Origin of the sequence: Ferribacterium limneticum, assembly GCF_020510585.1 — a bacterium.
GTDB lineage: Bacteria > Pseudomonadota > Gammaproteobacteria > Burkholderiales > Rhodocyclaceae > Azonexus.
In genome coordinates this window covers 1,233,079-1,249,900 of the sequence record NZ_CP075190.1, presented here as the reverse complement: position 1 = coordinate 1,249,900, position 16,822 = coordinate 1,233,079, and the positions used below count along the sequence as shown (strand labels likewise).

Below are 16,822 nucleotides of genomic sequence, written 5' to 3'. Positions count from 1 at the left end.
ATCGCGACGGTTTCAGTAGGAGGACTTCGGGGCCATCGGCGGCATCAACTGGCCGCGAATCTCGCCCGGCTTGTATTCGGCGCTATGCACATTGACGTACAGCTCACCGGCCTTGTAGGCCTGATATTGATCAGCACTCAGCTTGCTGCCCTCGGGGACCATCCAGCCATTGTCCCCGCTCTTGCTCAGGGTGATGACGACCGGCCCGTTGGCCCCGGCCTTGCCGATGTGGATATGCGCCATCGTGGCGGTCAGCCCACTGGTCATGACCTTGCCGCTGACGCTCATGTCGGGCTTGATGGTGATCATTCCTTCACCGCTGGCCTTGGTGGCGACAGGCGGCACCTCCATGTCGCCGGAGAGTTTGAATTTGATGTCGTCGGCAAAGGCCGGCATGGAAAACGTGGCCAGGGCAATGGCGGCGACGGCGAGGATGCCCGGCAGGGCCAGGCGGCGGTTCAGGGATATATTCATGGCAAGCCTCTCATCGTGGAAAAGTATGTAGCCAGGAGATGGGCGTCGCATGTTGAGTGACTGTTTTACGGCGGCGGCTACATGGCGTTTGAGTGCCGATACTCAAATTGGTTCGCCGATTCGTTGCCGCCCCCTTTGTCGGGCTTGCCGGGATGGCCTGTCGCAAAACCGGCAATTGGCCCGGGCGTAAAAATTTAAATCCGTTTAATCAATGACCTGGTTTTAGGCATTTCTCTTGCATGAAGTTTCGAATGCATGCTCACGCCCATCTCGCCAAACCCGATCTCGCCACCATTGCGCAGGGGGCGCTGCTCGACGGCTTCACGCTGCGCGACGTGCCCAAAGGCTATCTGCTGTCGACACCCGACAGCCCGCACAATCAGGTACTCATGGTGCAGTCCGGTCGCTTGCGGGTTTATCTGGCCGGCGACAACCGCGAGCTCAACCTGAGCTTTCTCGAGGCCGGCGACATCTACACGACGCACACGCCGACCTATGTCGAAGCCGTTGTGCCGACCAGCATCTGGCTCATCGACACACCGACCTTCGCCCGCAAGCTGGCCACCGATCCATCGGTGACACCGGTCATGATGCGCGTCATGGGCCGTCTGCTGAGCAACGCGGTCGGCCTCATCGAAGACCTCGCCTTTCGTGGAGTGCCGGCCCGGCTCGCCCGCTTTCTCTGCCAACTGGCCGAACGGCGCGGCCTGCGCCAGGAGCATGGCTGGCTCGTCCCGCTCGATTTCAGCATGCAGGACATCGCCAGCCTGCTCGGCACGACGCGACAGAGCATTTCCTCGCTGATCAACCAGTGGGGGCGCGAAGGCGTTCTGCTCCGCCAGAGCCGGCGCAGCCTGCTCGTCCCGTCGCTCGACGCCCTCAGGGCGCGCTGTTCTCCGCTGCCCTGAACCAAAACGTCGGCCAGCCGACGGACAGCCAGCTGGCCATCCGGCTAAAGTTCTTCCCGACAACTTTCAGGGAGAACGCCATGTCTCAACAATGCGCCTGTCGCAAGACCGACCGCTACGTCAGCTTCCAGGACATCGATTGCGCCGGCAATGCCCGCCGGCTCATGGAATATCTCGACCGGCAACTGGCCATCCCGGGCCGAAGCAATGCCTTCTGGGAATACTTCGCCAAAAAACGAGCCGGCAACGCGGTCACCAAACCGGACGATCTTTTTCTGATCCACTCCAACATCAACCAGTTTCGCGATTTTTTTGAACACTGGAACGACGGAGAAGCCCTAGGCCTGTTGCTGCAGATCGAGGAAGAGTGCTGCTAGGCGTTTTCTGCGAACTCCACGGTCAACCGGAAATTTCGGCCAAAAATGAAATGTTGGCGCCGCGCTGGCTGAATTTGCACGCCGCCTGTCTGCCCCAACAGTGGCCGTTGCGTAACGCCTCGCCTACGATGCTGCTTTGCCAATAACAAGGAGACAACATGCAGGCCTTTCAGGATTACTACCCGGAGAACCTCGCTCATTGCTACGGCTGCGGCCGCAACAATGAGCACGGGCACCAGATCAAGACGTTCTGGGAGGGCGACGAAACCGTCACGCATTTCCAGCCGCGCCCGGAACACACGGCGATCCCCGGTTTTGTCTACGGCGGCTTGCTCGCTTCGCTGATCGACTGCCACGGCACGGGAACGGCGGCCGCCGCGATGTACAAGGCCGAGAACCGGAGCATGGACAGCCTGCCGGCCTTTCGTTTCGTCACCGGCTCACTGCAGGTCAGTTACCTCAAGCCGACACCGCTCGGCCCGGTCCTCGAAATCCGCGGCAAGGTGAAGGAAATCAAGGGCCGCAAGGTCGTCGTCGAGGCCACGGTTTACGCCGACGGCGTCGCCACGGCGCTCGGCGAAGTCATCGCTTTGCAAATGCCGGATACTTTTGTGGCGGGCTGATCGCTGCCGCCCCGGGCAGCGTATCCTTGCCGACCGCGCCCGATTTTCCCGCTCCATGACCACCGCCCTTTCACCCCGCACCGAACGTTTTTTCCTGCTGACGCTGGCCGGCATCCAGTTCAGCCACGTGCTCGATTTCATGATCATGATGCCGCTCGGGCCGATCCTCATGGCGGCCTTCGGCATCGGCACGCACGAGTTCGGGCTGCTCGTGGCGTCCTACAGTTTCAGTGCGGCGGTCTCCGGGATTCTGGCGGCGACCTTTGTCGACCTCTTCGAACGCAAGCGCCTGCTGCTCATCGTATTCACGCTGTTCGGCCTGGCGACGCTGGCCTGCGGGTTGGCGCCGGGCTATTCGACGCTGATCCTGGCGCGCGGCATGGCCGGCGTGTTCGGCGGCATCATGGGGGCGCTGGTCCAGACCATGATCGCCGACGCCATCCCCTTTTCGCGCCGCGGGCGGGCGAGCGGCGTGGTGTCGAGCGCCTTCTCGATCTCGACCATTGCCGGCGTGCCGCTCTCGCTGTGGCTGGCCAATCACTTCGGCTGGCGCGCCCCCTTCGTGCTGATCGCCGGGCTGAGCGTCGTTTTCCTCGGCATCGGCCTGCGCTTTCTGCCCCAGTTGCGCCACCACCTCAGCGAGGAAAAGCGCGCCCACCTGCTCTCGGCCACCTTCAGCGTGCTCGGCGACCCCAACCACCGGCGCGCCCTGTTCTTCTCGGCGCTGATCATCTTTTCCGGCTTCACGATCATCCCGTATATCACGGTCTATGCCGTCAATAACGTTGGCATCGCCCAGACCGACATCCCCATCGTCTATCTGGTCGGCGGCTCGGCCACCTTCATCAGCGCCCGGCTGATCGGGCATTGGGCCGACAAGCACGGCAAGGTCGAGGTCTACCGGCTGGTCGCCCTGCTCGCCATGATCCCGACCCTGGTTCTCACCCACGCCGGCGTGCTGCCGCTGTGGGTCTGGCTGATCATCTCGGCCAGCTTTTTCGTGCTCATCTCGGGACGCATGATCCCGTCCATGGCAATCATCGCCTCGTCGGCCCAGCCCAAGCTGCGCGGCACCTTCATGTCCCTCAACAGCACCGTCCAATCGCTGGCCATGGGCATGGCCACGACGCTGGCCGGCTTCCTCACCTCGCTCGACGCCAGCGGCCGCATCGTCGGCTATTCGCTGGTCGGCTACGTCGCCGTCGCGGCCAATCTGGTGGCCATCTGGTTCGTCTCGCGCATCGTCATGCACGGCAGGAACGCCTAGACTGGTTCCCACACCCCAAGGGTGCTTCCTTCGGGGCGCGGTCAACCGGAAAAAACGGCAAAAAATGAAATGGCGCGCCGGCAACCGGGAGGGCCGAAAAGATCAGCCTTGTGCACCTCAAGAATACTGTATAAACTACTGTATATCGTAATCCCGGAGACGCCGCCATGTGCGGATGCTACGAACTCAAGGCCAGGATCAGGGCACTGAACAGGCGCTTTCCGCAGCTTCACCTTGACCACGGCGAACAACCCCGCAGCGGCGAATTGCAGCCGAACGACCCGGTGCTGATGATCACCGCCGGCAACCCCGGTTTTGTCGGCAGCCTTGCCGGCTGGGGGCTGGTCGGCAGTTTTCTCGACCAGCCACCGCGCAGCCCGCTGCTCACCCTGCCCGGCGAAGGACTGGCCAGCAAGCCGTTTTACAGCAAGATCCTGAAACGAAATCGCTGCCTCATTCCCGCCACGGCTTTTCATGAATGGCAGACGCTAGCCGGTGCAAAACAGAAAATGCGCATCAGCGAGGCCAATGGCGAGCTGCTCATATTCGCCGGCATTTTCGACCACCATCCGCTGGCTGGAACCACCTGTGCCATTCTGACCACCGCCGCCAATGCCACCATCGGCGGGATTCACCCCCGCATGCCGGTCATCCTTGATCGTGACGAATGCAGCTTCTGGCTGAGCGATCACGCCGACTTCCCCGAGGCCGACTTCGCGGCAATGCTGGACACACCATCGCCGCATGCGCTGACGATGGAGGCCATCATCGCGGCAGAACCCTCGCCACAGTTGTCGCTCGCCTTTGCCTAGCCAGCCATAGCCGGAATAATTGAGTATTCTGACAACCTGTTTGCAACCATTTGCCGTGGCCAGCCTGGGGTCAAGGACATCCGTCCCGCCAGCCCACCTCCCGATAAAAGCACGATATGGACATCCACTATTTCCTGACGAGCCTCAGCAAGCTGCCCCTCTTCGACCAGTGGGCCTGGGGCACCGTCGGCGTCGCCGTGCTGGCGGCGGCCGGGCTGATCCTGTTCCGCGAGCGCCGCCATTTCGCCGCGCGCCACAAGGCCGGCAGCTGGCTATCGCTGCGCCTGCTCTCGCTCTTCCTGCTCCTGCCGGTCACGGCGGGCGTCATTGTCATCCCGAGCATGGCGATTTCGGGGCCCGAGGCGCTGGCCTATTTCTATCTCGCCCTGCTTGTCCTTGGCCCGCTCGTCTGGTTTGCCGGCCATACGCTATGCGGCCGTCTGCTGCGGCCGGCCTTCAGCAAGGGCGAAAGCCTGTTCATGGCGGCCAGCGGCCTGTTCATCCTGCTCCTGCCCTTTGGTGCTGCCACGCTGGCCCAGGGGCCGATTTTCCATGCTTCGCGCGGCCTGACCCAAAGCGCCTTCCAGTCTGCGCCGGCCGCCGCTTTGCCCCATGCCGTCGGCCCCGTGCAGCGTTTCAACCTGCCAACCGTCGGCCTGATCTACACCCAGTCGCTCATCGCACCAGCCGGCATCGAAGTGGAGCGAATCGACCGCAAGGTGGGCGAAAACTGGTCCGACACTGCGACCAGCACGCGCGACATCTTTTGCCGGGATGGCCAGAACCTCCACCTGATGTGGTCGGCCCCCGAGCCAACGCCGGTCCTGCGCCTTTACTGGCGCCAGAATGGCCAGCGCGTGCAGGCCGATTTCTCGCCGGCCACCGCCGCCGATCCGGCCGAGCCGCGTGAATTCAAGGTCAGCTTTCGCCCCGACGGCATCGACCCGCCGGTGCCCATTCCCCGTTCACGCGCCTCGATTGCCTACTTTGTCGGCCCGGATCATCTCTATTTCAACTCGCTGAACCCGCTGCAGCCCGGCGAAACCTTCGCCAACGACTGCATCATGCCCGGCTACAAGCGCGTCGCCTGGGAAAAGGAAGGCCCGCCGCAAGCCATCGCGCTGATGTTCTTCCAGAGTGCCGACGCCCCTTACTTGCGCGCCGAGATCAAACGTCCAGCCGAGCAGCAGTAAATCCGTCTGCCATAAGCCGTAAAATTCAGCATCCCGGCAAGCAATTCAGGCCGAAAAACGCGGCACCCATTTCAACAAAGGCAAAAACATGTTCGACAATCTGCTGGGCTTCTTCATCCACTGGGGCATCACCGCCTTGTCCCTGTGGGGCGCCAGCCTGGTCTTCAAGGGCATCCGCTTTTCCAGCACCTCGACACTGATCATCTCGGCCCTGCTGCTCGGTTTCGCCAACGCTGTCCTGCGGCCCCTGCTCGTTTTCCTGACCCTGCCCCTGACGCTGCTCACGCTCGGCCTGTTCGTGCTGGTCATCAACGCGCTGCTGCTCATGCTGGTCGCCAAGGTGGTCAAAGGCTTCACCATTTCCGGCTTCTGGACTGCCTTTTTCGCCAGCCTGTTCATTTCGATCATGAGCCTCGCCCTCGGCAGCCTGGCGCCGAATGCCGAAACGACGATCTATCGACTGCCGCCCAACCCGTCGGCGCAGACCATTTCCGCCTGAGCCATGAACCAGCCCGCCTACTGGATACTGCGCTGCGAGCATCGCCTGCTGACGATCAGTGGGGCCGGCTCGATCTTTCCGGCCGGGCTGGCCGCCGATTTCGGCCAGCCCGAAAACGCCCTGCACGTTGGCGACCTGAACGGCCTGCGCTGCTACGCGGCGGATGTGCCGGAGCACCCCGAAATTCGCGGCGGCGAAGCCACCCCGCTGCGCGCCATTTTCTCAATCGCCGGGCCCGACACCTTCGCCCTGGCCGGCCGCGCCACCCAGTTGCTCGACTGGCAGGCCAACCACCGCTTTTGCGGCAAGTGCGGCACGCCGACGGCGATGAAAACCGGCGAACTGGCCATGGCCTGCCCGGCCTGCGGCCTGCTCGCCTATCCGCGCATTTCGCCGGCCGTCATGGTGCTGGTGCGTGATGGCGACAAGTTGCTGCTCGGCCGCAGCCCGCATTTCAAGCCGGGCGTCTTCAGCGCCCTGGCCGGTTTTGTCGAGCCGGGCGAAACGCTCGAGGAATGCGCCGCCCGCGAAGTGCGCGAGGAGGTCGGCATCGCAATCGCCAACCTGCGCTATTTCCACAGTCAGCCCTGGCCTTTCCCCAATTCGCTGATGGTCGCCTTTTTTGCCGACTACGCCGGCGGCACGATCACGCCGGACCCGAACGAGATCGAGGAAGCTGGGTGGTTTTCGCCCGACGCCCTGCCCATCCTGCCCGAACCGATCAGCATTTCACGCCGGCTCATCGAAGCGGCGCTGGGCGAGCGCTGAATCCGGCGCACAGGCATTTCATTTTTGGCCATTATTTCCGGTTGACCGTAGAACCAGCCAATCATGGTGCGGCATTACTCGGCGAAGAGTAGCCGGCACAAGACGTCACGCAGCTTGTGCTCGACAAAACCGAACCTGGTTGCAGCCGCCATGTTTGGCCTGATACATCGCCGCATCGGCCCGTTTCAGGATGGCGCCCTGGCTTGTTTCCTGGTGGTTGAACAAAGCGACACCAATGCTCGCCGTGCATCGATAACTCACGACGGATTCGACCTCTCCGGCATGAGCGATGTTGAGGATGTAGGGCTCGGCCAGGGCAACCCGCAGTTTTTCAGCGATGCTCCCGGCTTGCGAGATCGATTCAGCCTCGTCCATGTCGAGCTGCCCCAGCATGACGACAAACTCGTCGCCGCCAAAGCGGGCCACGGTATCAATCTCGCGCACGCAGCCTTTGAGCCGCTCCGCCACCTGAATCAACAGCAAATCGCCAACATCGTGTCCGTACGCGTCGTTGAGCGGCTTGAAGCTGTCCAGATCGAGGAACATCAAGGCACCATAGCAACTGCTGCGGGTGCTCGCTGCCATGGCCTGACTCAGACGATCACCGAACAGCCGGCGATTGGGCAGTTGCGTCAGGGGATCATGAAAGGCCATTTGATGCAGCTTCTCGAGAAGCCGGTTGCGCTCGGTGATGTCGTGCGAAACCACCACCACGCGAACAACTTGCCCATCCCTGTCCTTGATTACACTGCCCCGTGACTCCATGTCACGGATGCTGCCATCGGCCAATACGAAGCGATAGTAAATCTGGCGCCCCTGGCCGGACCGGACGGTTTCCATGAACACTTGTTTGACGCGCTCCCGGTCATCCGGGTGAATTTCGGCGAATGAATTGGTGCCTTGCAAGTCGCTGACATTACCGAAAAACTGCTCGTAGGAAGGACTGTTATAGAGCCGGCTGCCCTCCGTATCGAGCACCGCGATGAAGTCGGAAAGGTTCTCCGCAATCAAATGAAAGAACGACTTCTGATCGCGCAAAGCCTCTTCCAGATTCTTGCTCTCGGTGATATCGCCAAAGGTAAGGCGATATACCGGCTTGTTGCCAGGGCTGGCCTCGCAAACCGAGCTCAGACGTACCCAAAATGTCGATCCACAACTCTTCACCATGCGTAGATCGCAGGTATGCAGCCCCTCTGTTGAAATGAGCTGTTGGTTGTAGAAGTGAAACGTATCTTGTTCTTCTTTGGCAATGAAGCGCCGGATTGGCTGTTTGACCAGCGCCTCGCGAGCCACACCCAACAAGGTGGCGGCGGTAAGGTTGGCTTGCACTATCAGGCCTTCGTCGTCGAGGGTGCAGTAACCTATCGGCGCCAGATCGTAAAGATCGCGATATAGCATCCGCGAATCCTCCAGTTCAGCCTGAGCCCGGCGTAGCTCCTCATTCTGCATCTCAAGTTCGGCTTGATGCACGTGCAGATCGTGCAGCAGTTGTCGTGGATCGTTCCCTACCGGTTGCCGGTCCGGCTGATTTTGATATGCAAGGTTCGCTTCGGCCCGGTCACGCAATTTCTTCTGTTTTTGCGTATCAGCACTGTTGTTCATGATGGTATTTGAATGCACGTTGGCGCAGCGTCGCCAGATTGAGGCGGTCCCGGACTCCGGGGTGATCTTCCAGCGTCAAATGGAACAGACGATCCATTTCAACCTTCGTGGCGGCATAGCATTCACAAGCAAGGGCTTCAATGCCCGCCCGATCTATGACGGTAATTCGACCTCGGCTGTATTCAATCAGACCTGCTGCCTGAAGCTTTCCGGCGGCCTCGGTGACTGTTTCGCGACGTACACCCAACATGTGCCCGATCAATTCCTGGGTCACGTGGAGTTGATTGCCGGGCAGCCTGTCCAGGCTGAGCAAGAGCCAGCGACACAACTGCTGTTTGACTGAGTGATGGCGATTGCAGATAACACTCTGGGCAATCTGAGTCATCAGCGCCTGCGCATAGCGCAAGGACAGCGACTGTAAATCGCCGCCCTTGCTGAGTTCGCAGCAAACCCTGTCGGCGCGCAGTCGGAATGCATTGCCAGCGCTCTGGACGATGGCAGAGTGGGTGGTGGTTTCTCCACCCAGAATCATCGGTATGCCGACCAGCCCGTCATTGCCGACTATCGCCAATTGTGCCGAGAATCCATCCTCGGTGGAAAAATCCAGGGAGACGATACTGGTTGTCGGAAAATGGATATATCTCTGCCGATCACCTGAGTAGTAGAGAACCTCGCCAAATGCCAATTGGGTGAACTCAAGATGACCCAGCAAGCGAAAATAATCATCGCTCGATAGCGCCGCAAGAATGCGGTTCCCTTTCGGGCTATCAATCAAAGTTTTCCCCACATCGACTGACAATCTCGGTCATGTCATCCCGACACTCTTCAAGCATCTCATCGGAAATGGCGCTATAGGTGTTCCGGTGAATCAGTTTTGCCATCAGGTGATTGAATACCGCACGTTCGATGCGCGACCAGGCTCTAACGCAATCTGCCGGAAAAACACGATTGGCCCGCTGGATAAACTGCTCGTGAGTCTCGTCAGAATAAACACCATACATTTCAGAAGGCATGTCTCGCTCCTTTGGTTTGTCGCTCTATTTTTTCTCTGATGGGGTTGGGGCCGGTTGAGCTCTTGGAAATTGTTAATTACGCAGCACGCTTTTGCGAGAGCGCAGGGGACTTGCTGATTCGATTGCCAGCGGTCCCCGATGTCTGAATCAGGGTAAGTTGTTGCTTGAAGGCAGCGGAAATTTCTTTTTGCACTTCACTTGCCTGGTTTTGCACCAGGCGAAATTTTGCGACCTGGTAGTCCGTTACGGCGAGCATGGTGTCGCGCGTCAAGTCGATGAAAACATGCATCCCGCTCTGTATTGCTTCCGGCAATTCAGAGGCTTCGCGGGAAATGCCTTGATCAGAGCAAGCATCCCTCAATTGTTGAGTGCCTCGCTCGACCAACCCTTGGGTATGGTCAAAATCCAGGGCCATCAACTCTTCAAAATTGGAAAGTGCCAGGGCGCTCAGTTTGCTGGAAAGATCAATGCTTTGAAAAAGCGGAGCAAGTTGTTGGTTCATGGGAATTCACTCTCAATTTTGTGGAAGGGGAACGTACACTGTTAAAAATTTGTGTCTCAGACGTTGATTGGAGTCTCCCAGAAGCCATGCCACGCAGATATCAGAAGCACTTACTAGTTCTGTAGGAGAACGGGGCGAGCAACGTAGGAATACACCTACGTCATAAGTCATATCACGGAGAGTCAAGCCGCTGATCCGGCGCCCGTGGCACGCTTTCAAATCATGGACAGTCCCTGGTACTTGAGATGCTGGCGGGCCGAGCTATTGCGTCCGTTCGCCTGATTGCCAGAGACTTGGAGGGTGGGCTTGACTCGTAAGGATACGGCCCAACGTCGTCAAACCGAACTGGATCAGCCGAGCTTGTGCTCGAGAACATATCGGGTCAATTCGGCATTTGACTGCACACCGAGTTTCTGCAGGATCCGTGCCCTGTAGGTGCTGACGGTTTTTACGCTGACATGGATGCTGTCGCCGATTCGGGTCAACATGATTCCTTTGCTCAGCAGCAATAGAACCTCCATTTCACGCCGCGACAGCGTTTCGTGGGGCGCTTTGGGGCTGTTCGACGTCACCCCGGAAAGCAGTTGCTCGGCCAGGCTCGGGCTAACGTAGCGAGCGCCATCAACTACAGTGCGAATCGCGGTCAGTATCTGGTACGGCGGACTGTCCTTGTTGAGATAGCCGGAGGCACCTGCATCAAGTGCCGGAATGGCAAACTCCGCCTCCGAGAACATGCTGAAGATCAGCACAGGCAGGTTCGGGCGCATCCGCTTGATACGCCTGAGCACCTCCAACCCATTGAGATCCGGAAGTGACATATCCAGCAACACGAGGTCCCAGTCGCTACCAGGAATTAGCGCCAGCGCATCGGAACCAGTCTCCGCTTCGGCCACAATTTCGAGATCGTCGGTATCGGCCAGAAATTGACGAAGGCCGCCACGGACAACGGCGTGGTCATCCACTATCAGTATGTGTTTGATGCTCTTGGTCACGGTCTACCATTCAGTCGTCAAGAGGGATACGCAAGTCAAGACGCGTCCCGGCATTGGGCATCCCGGTGATGGAAAGCGCGCCACCCAGATATAGAGCCCGCTCATGCATTCCGATCAAGCCAAAAGAGTCGGGTTTGAAACGATTGGACTTCGTTATACCAATTCCGTTGTCACTAACTTCAATAATTAGCTCGCCGCCACATTTGCTTATCGCAACGCAAGCGGTGCTTGCGCCAGCGTGCTTGGCAACGTTGGTCAAAGCCTCCTGAATGATCCGGAATATGGCCGTACTGCGGTTTTTCGAAAGCCGGACATATTCTGGCAAGTGCAGTACCGTTGCAATGCCCGTCATTTTGGAATACTGGGCGACATGCCACTTGATCGCTGCTACCAGCCCAAGGGTATCAAGTGTAGCCGGCCGCAAATCGGCTGAAATTCGCTTGACGGTCCGCAGCGCCATGTCGATCTGATCAAGAATGCCACGCAGCGAATCGTGCAGTGGCTTTGTTGCCGCCACACCATGGGCAACGATGGCCAGACTGAGTTTGACCATGGTCAATGTGCCGCCGAGTTCGTCATGGATTTCGCGCGCAATCGTTGCACTTTGTTCCTCGCGCACCGTCTCCAGGTGGGCGGCCAATCGCTGCAAGCGCTTGGCGCTTTCCAGTTGATCTTCAGCGGCCAGTTTGCGCTCGGTAATTTCCTCGTGCCTGACCACCAGCCGAAGCGGATCGGCACCAGGGAAGCAACTCAGTTTCATGGCAAACCAACGCCGCGTTTCCGGCGAATGGCATTCGTATTCAGTCGAGAAATCCTGACGCCGGCCGGCAACAAATTCCCGGATTACTGCAGCAACCTGGGCGGCGACGGGATCTGAGGCGCCTGAAGCCGCATCACAGATGGCGAGGTAGTCGGCGCCTTCACATACTTGTTCCAATAGTGCGCCGTTATCCCGTGCGAATTCGCGCCACGCCCTGTTCACCGCAATGATGTGCCCCGTGCCATCAAGCACGCACACCGAAGAGCTAAGTGCATCGATGGTGGCGCGGGCGAAGCGCTCCGATTCGAGCAAGGCGCGGGAGCGCTCCTCGGATTCGGCGGTGCGCTGGGCGACCAGCTCTTCGAGCGAATCGTTAAAGCGGCGCAATTTTTCCTCGGCATGCTTGCGCGCACTGACGTCCGTCAGACTACCGATGACGCGCACGACCCGGCCAACGGAATCGCGGACGATATGGGCACAGTCCGAGATGTGTATCCAGTATCCAGCGCTGTGCCGCATGCGATATTCCAGTTGGAAGCTATCGCAGCGCGTCTTCAGGTTGGGCACGACCTCGGGTCGAATACGGATCAGATCATCCGGATGGACGTTCTCGCGCCACCATCTTCGTCCGGACGCAGCATCCAGCCCGCTGAGACCAAAGACCCGGCTGAGACCACTTGACCAATAGGTTGAACTGCTACGTCTATCCCAGTCATAAACGACGCCGGAAATCGCCTCCATGGCCAGACGGAAGCGTGACTCACTGGCAAAAAGGGCTGCTTCGGAACGTTTGCGTTCCGATATGTCCTGAGTACTGCCAAAACCACCGAGCAAATTCCTCTGCTGGTCGAATTCCAGTTCGGCCCGCTCGTTGACCCACTTAATTTCGCCAGCGACCACGATTCGATGTTCGATATCGTATGGAGCGCCAAGCAGGGCATTACGCCAGGCTTGGTCGACGAAGGCCTGGTCATCTGGATGCACTGTCGAGAGAAACGTCTCATAAGTCAGTGGCGTGCCCTTGGGAACACCAAAAATGCGATAGTTCTCGTCCGACCAGCGTAATTCATCTTTATTGACATCGAGGCGCCAACTCCCTGTTTGGGCAACAGCCTGTGCCAGCCGGAGATCTCGTTCACTTTCGCGCAGCGCCTCTTCCGAGCGCTTGCGGGCAGTGATATTCATCAAATACCCGTGCCATAGAACGCTGCCGTCGGGTTCCCGCTGCGGCATCGAATGACCATCGATCCACAATATCCCTCTGGTCGGATGGTGGACCCGGAACTCGGCACGCCATGGTGTCATCGTGCTGGCTGAAGCAGTGATCGTCTCGTTCAAGCGACCGATGTCGTCGGCGTAAACCCTCGATAAAAGGGGAGCGGCGTCCTCCCTGACATCTTCAGGCTGCAGGCCGTAGAACTCATACAGTGCGGCGCTGGCGTATGGTATGCACGCCGTACCGTCCGGGCGCAACATGAACGAGCAGATCACCCCAGGTACGGTTGCGGCAATCTTGGACAACAAATCCTGGATTTTCAGCTGGTCGCGCAAAGCGGCCTCAGCTTGCCTATGAATGGTGATGTCTTGAATGACGGCAATCGAACGCGTGACATGATTCTGTTCGTCACGTACGGCAGTCAATTGCACATTAACCCAGACGATGCTGCCATCCCTGCGCACATAGCGTTTATCAACGACATAGAGATCAATTTCTCCAGCCATGGCAGCACGAAAACCTTGCCAGTTACTCTCCCGGTCGTCGAAGTGGGTAATATCGGCGAAGGATAGGGTCAGGAGTTCTTCAGCCGAATAGCCGGTGATTTCGCAAAACTTTTGGTTGACCCGCAATAGTCGGCCGGTCAAGGGATCAGATTGAGCGCTGCCCACCACCGACAATTCGAAGAGGCTGCGAAACTCTGCCTCGCTATTGCGCAAAGCAGCAACCATGACCTTGTATTCGGTCAGATCGCGGGCATAGCCGACGGTGCCGATAATTTGGCCATCCAGCGCGACAGGCGACTTGAAGGTTTCAAACCATCGCAGTTCGTCACCTGTCTCGATCCACTCCTCGATGATTCTTGGTTCGCCACTTTCCAGGACTTCCCGATCATCGGTCCGATAGGATTCGGCCAGTTCCAGAGACGCGATATCGAGGTCGGACTTGCCGATCAGTGAATCGGCCGAAGGCCAGCCAAAAGTACGTGCAAAGGGTTCGTTGACGGAAAGAAAGTTGCCTTGCTCATCCTTGAGCCAGACCATGAATGGAAACGTATCAAGCAGTGCCCGCTGGTATTGCTCACGTTCGCGCAATCGCCTCGCATCCTGCGTTTTTTGCGTCACGTCGACCACCACCATGCGACATTCCTTGCCGTTTTCATCCGGCACGGCATCAATCGTGATAATCGCCACCGGGCGTTGGGCTGTGGCCGATAAGGTAATTTCGCATCCTTGTCGGCAACGCTCTCTCAGAACCTTTTCCAGAAACTGATTGAAAACAGCTACAGACTCTGGTGCCACCGAAGCGCCAAATCGATATCGCTTGAATTCAGCGCGCTCGATGCAGAGAAGGCTGATGCCGGCAAGGTTGATCTGACAAATTGCGCCACGGGCATCCACGGTGATGAACGCAATGGGAGAAAAGTCATAAATCTCGGCATAGCGTTCGCACGCTGCGTCAGCTTCAGCATAGGCCTTGGCCAACGCCTCGTTTTGCAACTCCAGCTCGATTTGATGGACCTGTAGTTCATGAACGAGGCGGTTCGCATCGGTCGGCGGGTTGGCAGCGCTACTCAAGGTCAATTGGTGCCTGTCCTCGGCGGTCTTGCGCAGATTATCCGGCGTCAGGCGCGTACTTGACGGACCCTGCGCAGATGGCACGCCGGGCGAGAAACTAGTCGCTGTTTTGCTGGACGCGGCGGCATTCTGTCCAATCTGGATCAGCAGAGCCTGCACATAGCGAAGGGCAATGCGCAGCAGCGCCCCCCCTTGATCAAGTTCGCTGCGCACCCGTTCGCTGTGGATTCGGTAGGCCAGGCCGGCACTTTGGGCAACCGCCTGATGGGCCGACCTTGCCTCGCCAAGAATGGCTGAGACTCCAACCAGGCCATCATTGCCAACGATGGCGAGTTCCGAACTGGCGCCATCCAGGGTTGTCGACCTTAGGGAAACGATGCCGCTGACCGGAAAATAGAGAAATTCCAGCGCCTCGCCGGCTTCATGGATCACCTCGCCGACGAACAAGCTCACCTTCTCAAACTCGGGCTCCAGTCGCAGATAGTCAACCAAGGGCAATGCTGCCAAGAGAAGGTTCTCCTTCGGCGTGTCAGGCAGTGAAGTTCGCATACAGTATCCCCTCCGAGCTTGCCTTTTTGTTCAACTTTCAAAGGTCGCTTTTATGCTACCTGTTTTTTCCGCTGCTGACAGATGAGCCGCTCGCCGGAGAATTTTGGGCAAGGGCTGAACTCCTTTTCGAACCTGCGGTCGCATCCACATGTCTGGGTGGAAAAGCTTGCGCTCAGCGCCTAAAATGAGCGCTCAGGCCAGCCAGCCGCTTTTGCCAGCCAACCTCTAGCTTCCAACCATCTCTGGAGAACGCAATGAAGGGCGACAAAAAAATCATCGACATCCTCAATGACCTGCTGACAGGCGAACTGACTGCTGTCGATCAGTACCTGATCCACGGCGAGATGTATGCCGACATGGGCCTGAACGAGTTGGCCGAGAAATCCATCCACGAGTCCGATCACGAGCGCCAGCATGCCCGCGCCCTGATTCAGCGCATTCTCTTCCTCGAAGGCAAGCCCGACCTCAGCAAGCGTGACGCGCTGAAGATCGGCAAGACAGTGCCGGAGATGCTGAAATCCGACCTCGCCGTCGAATACGAGGTTGATGGCCACCTCAAGAAAGCCATCGCCGCCTGCGAAAAGGCCCAGGACTACGTCAGCCGCGACATCCTTGGCGTCCAGCTCGAAGACACCGAAATGGATCATGCCTACTACCTCGAAAAGCAGCTCAAACTGATCGACCTGGTCGGCCTACCCAACTACCTGCAGAGCCAGATGGGCTCTGGCAGCCCGGCTTAAGGAGCGACGACGATGAAAGGCGACAAGAAAGTCATCGAAGCCCTCAACAAGGTGCTGAAGAACGAACTGACCTCGATCAACCAGTATTTCCTGCATGCCCGGATGTTCCGCAACTGGGGCCTGGAAAAGCTCAACGACTACCAGTACAAGCAATCCATCCGCGTCATGAAGGAAGCCGACGAAGTGATCGAGCGGGTGCTTTTCCTCGAAGGCCTGCCCAACCTGCAAAACCTCGGCAAGTTGCTGATCGGCGAGCATGTCGTCGAATGTCTGGCCGGCGATCTCAAGTACGAACGCGAGATTCAACGCCCCTTGCTGGTCGAGTCCATCGCCCTGTGCGAGGAGTTGCAGGATTACGTCAGCCGTGACCTGCTCGAAGAACTGCTCGAACACTGCGAGGAAGCCATCGATTGGCTGGAAACCCAGCAGACGCTGATCAAGGATGTGACCCTGCCGAACTACCTGCAGGCACACATGGAGCCGGGCGAAGGCTGAGCCTCCCGAAGCCAAAACCGCCAAAAGCCGCAGCCAGCCTGCGGCTTTTTCGTTTCAGCCCGTACTGGCTCACGAATTGCTCAGTATGGAAATCAGCACAATCGTTTGTCGCAAAGGCAACACCGTTGGCCATGCAGATAGACGATAGTTGTTGACAACCATTCTCAACACCGTAAGATGAGAATTGTTCGCATTAAACGTAATTGAGGAGGCAGTTCATGTACGTCTGCGTCTGCAAGGCAGTCACCGACCGTCAGATTCACGAAGCCGCCCGGGACGGCGCCCGAACCTTGGGCGACCTGCGGCGCCAACTTGGCGTCACCATGGACTGCGGCCGTTGCGCCTCCTGCGCCCACGAGTGCTTGAAGGAAGCGCGTCAGTGCGATGCCCATGCCAACGCCTACCTTCCGCTCGCCGCCTGAACCAGCATTTGATTTTTGCTCGAAATTTCCGGT

The 16,822-nt window shown here is 58.6% G+C and carries 18 protein-coding genes; 11 read left to right on the top strand and 7 right to left on the bottom strand.

Going from position 1 to position 16,822, the window contains the following annotated elements; translation table 11 throughout:
- Positions 1–12: 12 nt before the first annotated feature.
- Complete coding sequence (locus KI613_RS05980) at positions 13–474, bottom strand: CHRD domain-containing protein (RefSeq protein ID WP_226404280.1); 462 nt, start codon at positions 472–474, stop codon at positions 13–15.
- A gap of 251 nt (positions 475–725) precedes the next feature.
- Between KI613_RS05980 and KI613_RS05975 the strand changes: the two genes are divergently transcribed.
- The 8 genes from KI613_RS05975 to nudC all read left to right on the top strand — a co-directional run bounded on the left by KI613_RS05975 (position 726) and on the right by nudC (position 6,921).
- Positions 726–1,382, top strand: coding sequence for a Crp/Fnr family transcriptional regulator (locus tag KI613_RS05975; protein WP_226404279.1), 657 nt, complete (start codon positions 726–728; stop codon positions 1,380–1,382).
- Positions 1,383–1,462: 80 nt separating this feature from the next.
- On the top strand, positions 1,463–1,759 hold the full coding sequence (gene cowN / locus KI613_RS05970) for a N(2)-fixation sustaining protein CowN (RefSeq protein WP_226404278.1): 297 nt from the start codon (positions 1,463–1,465) through the stop codon (positions 1,757–1,759).
- 158 nt (positions 1,760–1,917) lie between these two features.
- Entirely contained in the window at positions 1,918–2,382 is a 465-nt protein-coding gene (locus tag KI613_RS05965) for a PaaI family thioesterase (RefSeq protein WP_226404277.1), read from the top strand.
- Between the two features lie 55 nt (positions 2,383–2,437).
- On the top strand, positions 2,438–3,649 hold the full coding sequence (locus KI613_RS05960; protein ID WP_226404276.1) for an MFS transporter: 1,212 nt from the start codon (positions 2,438–2,440) through the stop codon (positions 3,647–3,649).
- 167 nt (positions 3,650–3,816) lie between these two features.
- Complete coding sequence (locus tag KI613_RS05955) at positions 3,817–4,461, top strand: SOS response-associated peptidase (RefSeq protein WP_226404275.1); 645 nt, start codon at positions 3,817–3,819, stop codon at positions 4,459–4,461.
- 116 nt (positions 4,462–4,577) lie between these two features.
- A complete protein-coding gene (locus KI613_RS05950) occupies positions 4,578–5,654 on the top strand; it encodes a hypothetical protein (protein ID WP_226404274.1) in 1,077 nt (358 codons plus the stop codon).
- An 88-nt stretch (positions 5,655–5,742) separates the two neighbouring features.
- On the top strand, positions 5,743–6,153 hold the full coding sequence (locus tag KI613_RS05945) for a phage holin family protein (RefSeq protein ID WP_226404273.1): 411 nt from the start codon (positions 5,743–5,745) through the stop codon (positions 6,151–6,153).
- A 3-nt stretch (positions 6,154–6,156) separates the two neighbouring features.
- Positions 6,157–6,921, top strand: a complete 765-nt coding sequence (gene nudC, locus KI613_RS05940) for an NAD(+) diphosphatase (protein ID WP_226404272.1) — start codon at positions 6,157–6,159, stop codon at positions 6,919–6,921.
- A 105-nt stretch (positions 6,922–7,026) separates the two neighbouring features.
- Here nudC and KI613_RS05935 read toward each other — a convergent pair whose 3' ends face one another.
- The 6 genes from KI613_RS05935 to KI613_RS05910 form a co-directional block, all read right to left on the bottom strand.
- Entirely contained in the window at positions 7,027–8,523 is a 1,497-nt protein-coding gene (locus tag KI613_RS05935; RefSeq protein WP_226404271.1) for a sensor domain-containing diguanylate cyclase, read from the bottom strand.
- Positions 8,507–9,298 carry a Crp/Fnr family transcriptional regulator gene (locus KI613_RS05930; protein WP_226404270.1) on the bottom strand — a complete coding sequence of 264 codons (792 nt, stop codon included), beginning with the start codon at positions 9,296–9,298 and terminating at the stop codon, positions 8,507–8,509. The genes KI613_RS05935 and KI613_RS05930 overlap by 17 nt, the downstream gene beginning before the upstream one ends.
- Entirely contained in the window at positions 9,291–9,536 is a 246-nt protein-coding gene (locus KI613_RS05925; protein ID WP_226404269.1) for a hypothetical protein, read from the bottom strand. The genes KI613_RS05930 and KI613_RS05925 overlap by 8 nt, the downstream gene beginning before the upstream one ends.
- Before the next feature lie 76 nt (positions 9,537–9,612).
- Positions 9,613–10,038, bottom strand: a complete 426-nt coding sequence (locus tag KI613_RS05920) for a hypothetical protein (protein WP_226404268.1) — start codon at positions 10,036–10,038, stop codon at positions 9,613–9,615.
- A gap of 350 nt (positions 10,039–10,388) precedes the next feature.
- A complete protein-coding gene (locus KI613_RS05915) occupies positions 10,389–11,030 on the bottom strand; it encodes a response regulator (RefSeq protein ID WP_226404267.1) in 642 nt (213 codons plus the stop codon).
- 10 nt (positions 11,031–11,040) lie between these two features.
- Entirely contained in the window at positions 11,041–15,132 is a 4,092-nt protein-coding gene (locus KI613_RS05910; protein WP_226404266.1) for a PAS domain S-box protein, read from the bottom strand.
- 254 nt (positions 15,133–15,386) lie between these two features.
- On the opposite strand from KI613_RS05910, the gene bfr (KI613_RS05905) reads away from it, so the two are divergent.
- The 3 genes from bfr (KI613_RS05905) (at position 15,387) to KI613_RS05895 (ending at position 16,789) form a co-directional block, all read left to right on the top strand.
- The gene (bfr, locus tag KI613_RS05905; protein ID WP_226404265.1) at positions 15,387–15,872 is read left to right on the top strand and encodes a bacterioferritin; all 486 of its coding nucleotides are present in this window, start codon (positions 15,387–15,389) and stop codon (positions 15,870–15,872) included.
- A gap of 12 nt (positions 15,873–15,884) precedes the next feature.
- Entirely contained in the window at positions 15,885–16,367 is a 483-nt protein-coding gene (gene bfr, locus KI613_RS05900; RefSeq protein WP_226404264.1) for a bacterioferritin, read from the top strand.
- 218 nt (positions 16,368–16,585) lie between these two features.
- A complete protein-coding gene (locus KI613_RS05895) occupies positions 16,586–16,789 on the top strand; it encodes a (2Fe-2S)-binding protein (RefSeq protein WP_226404263.1) in 204 nt (67 codons plus the stop codon).
- The last annotated feature ends 33 nt before the right edge of the window (positions 16,790–16,822 follow it).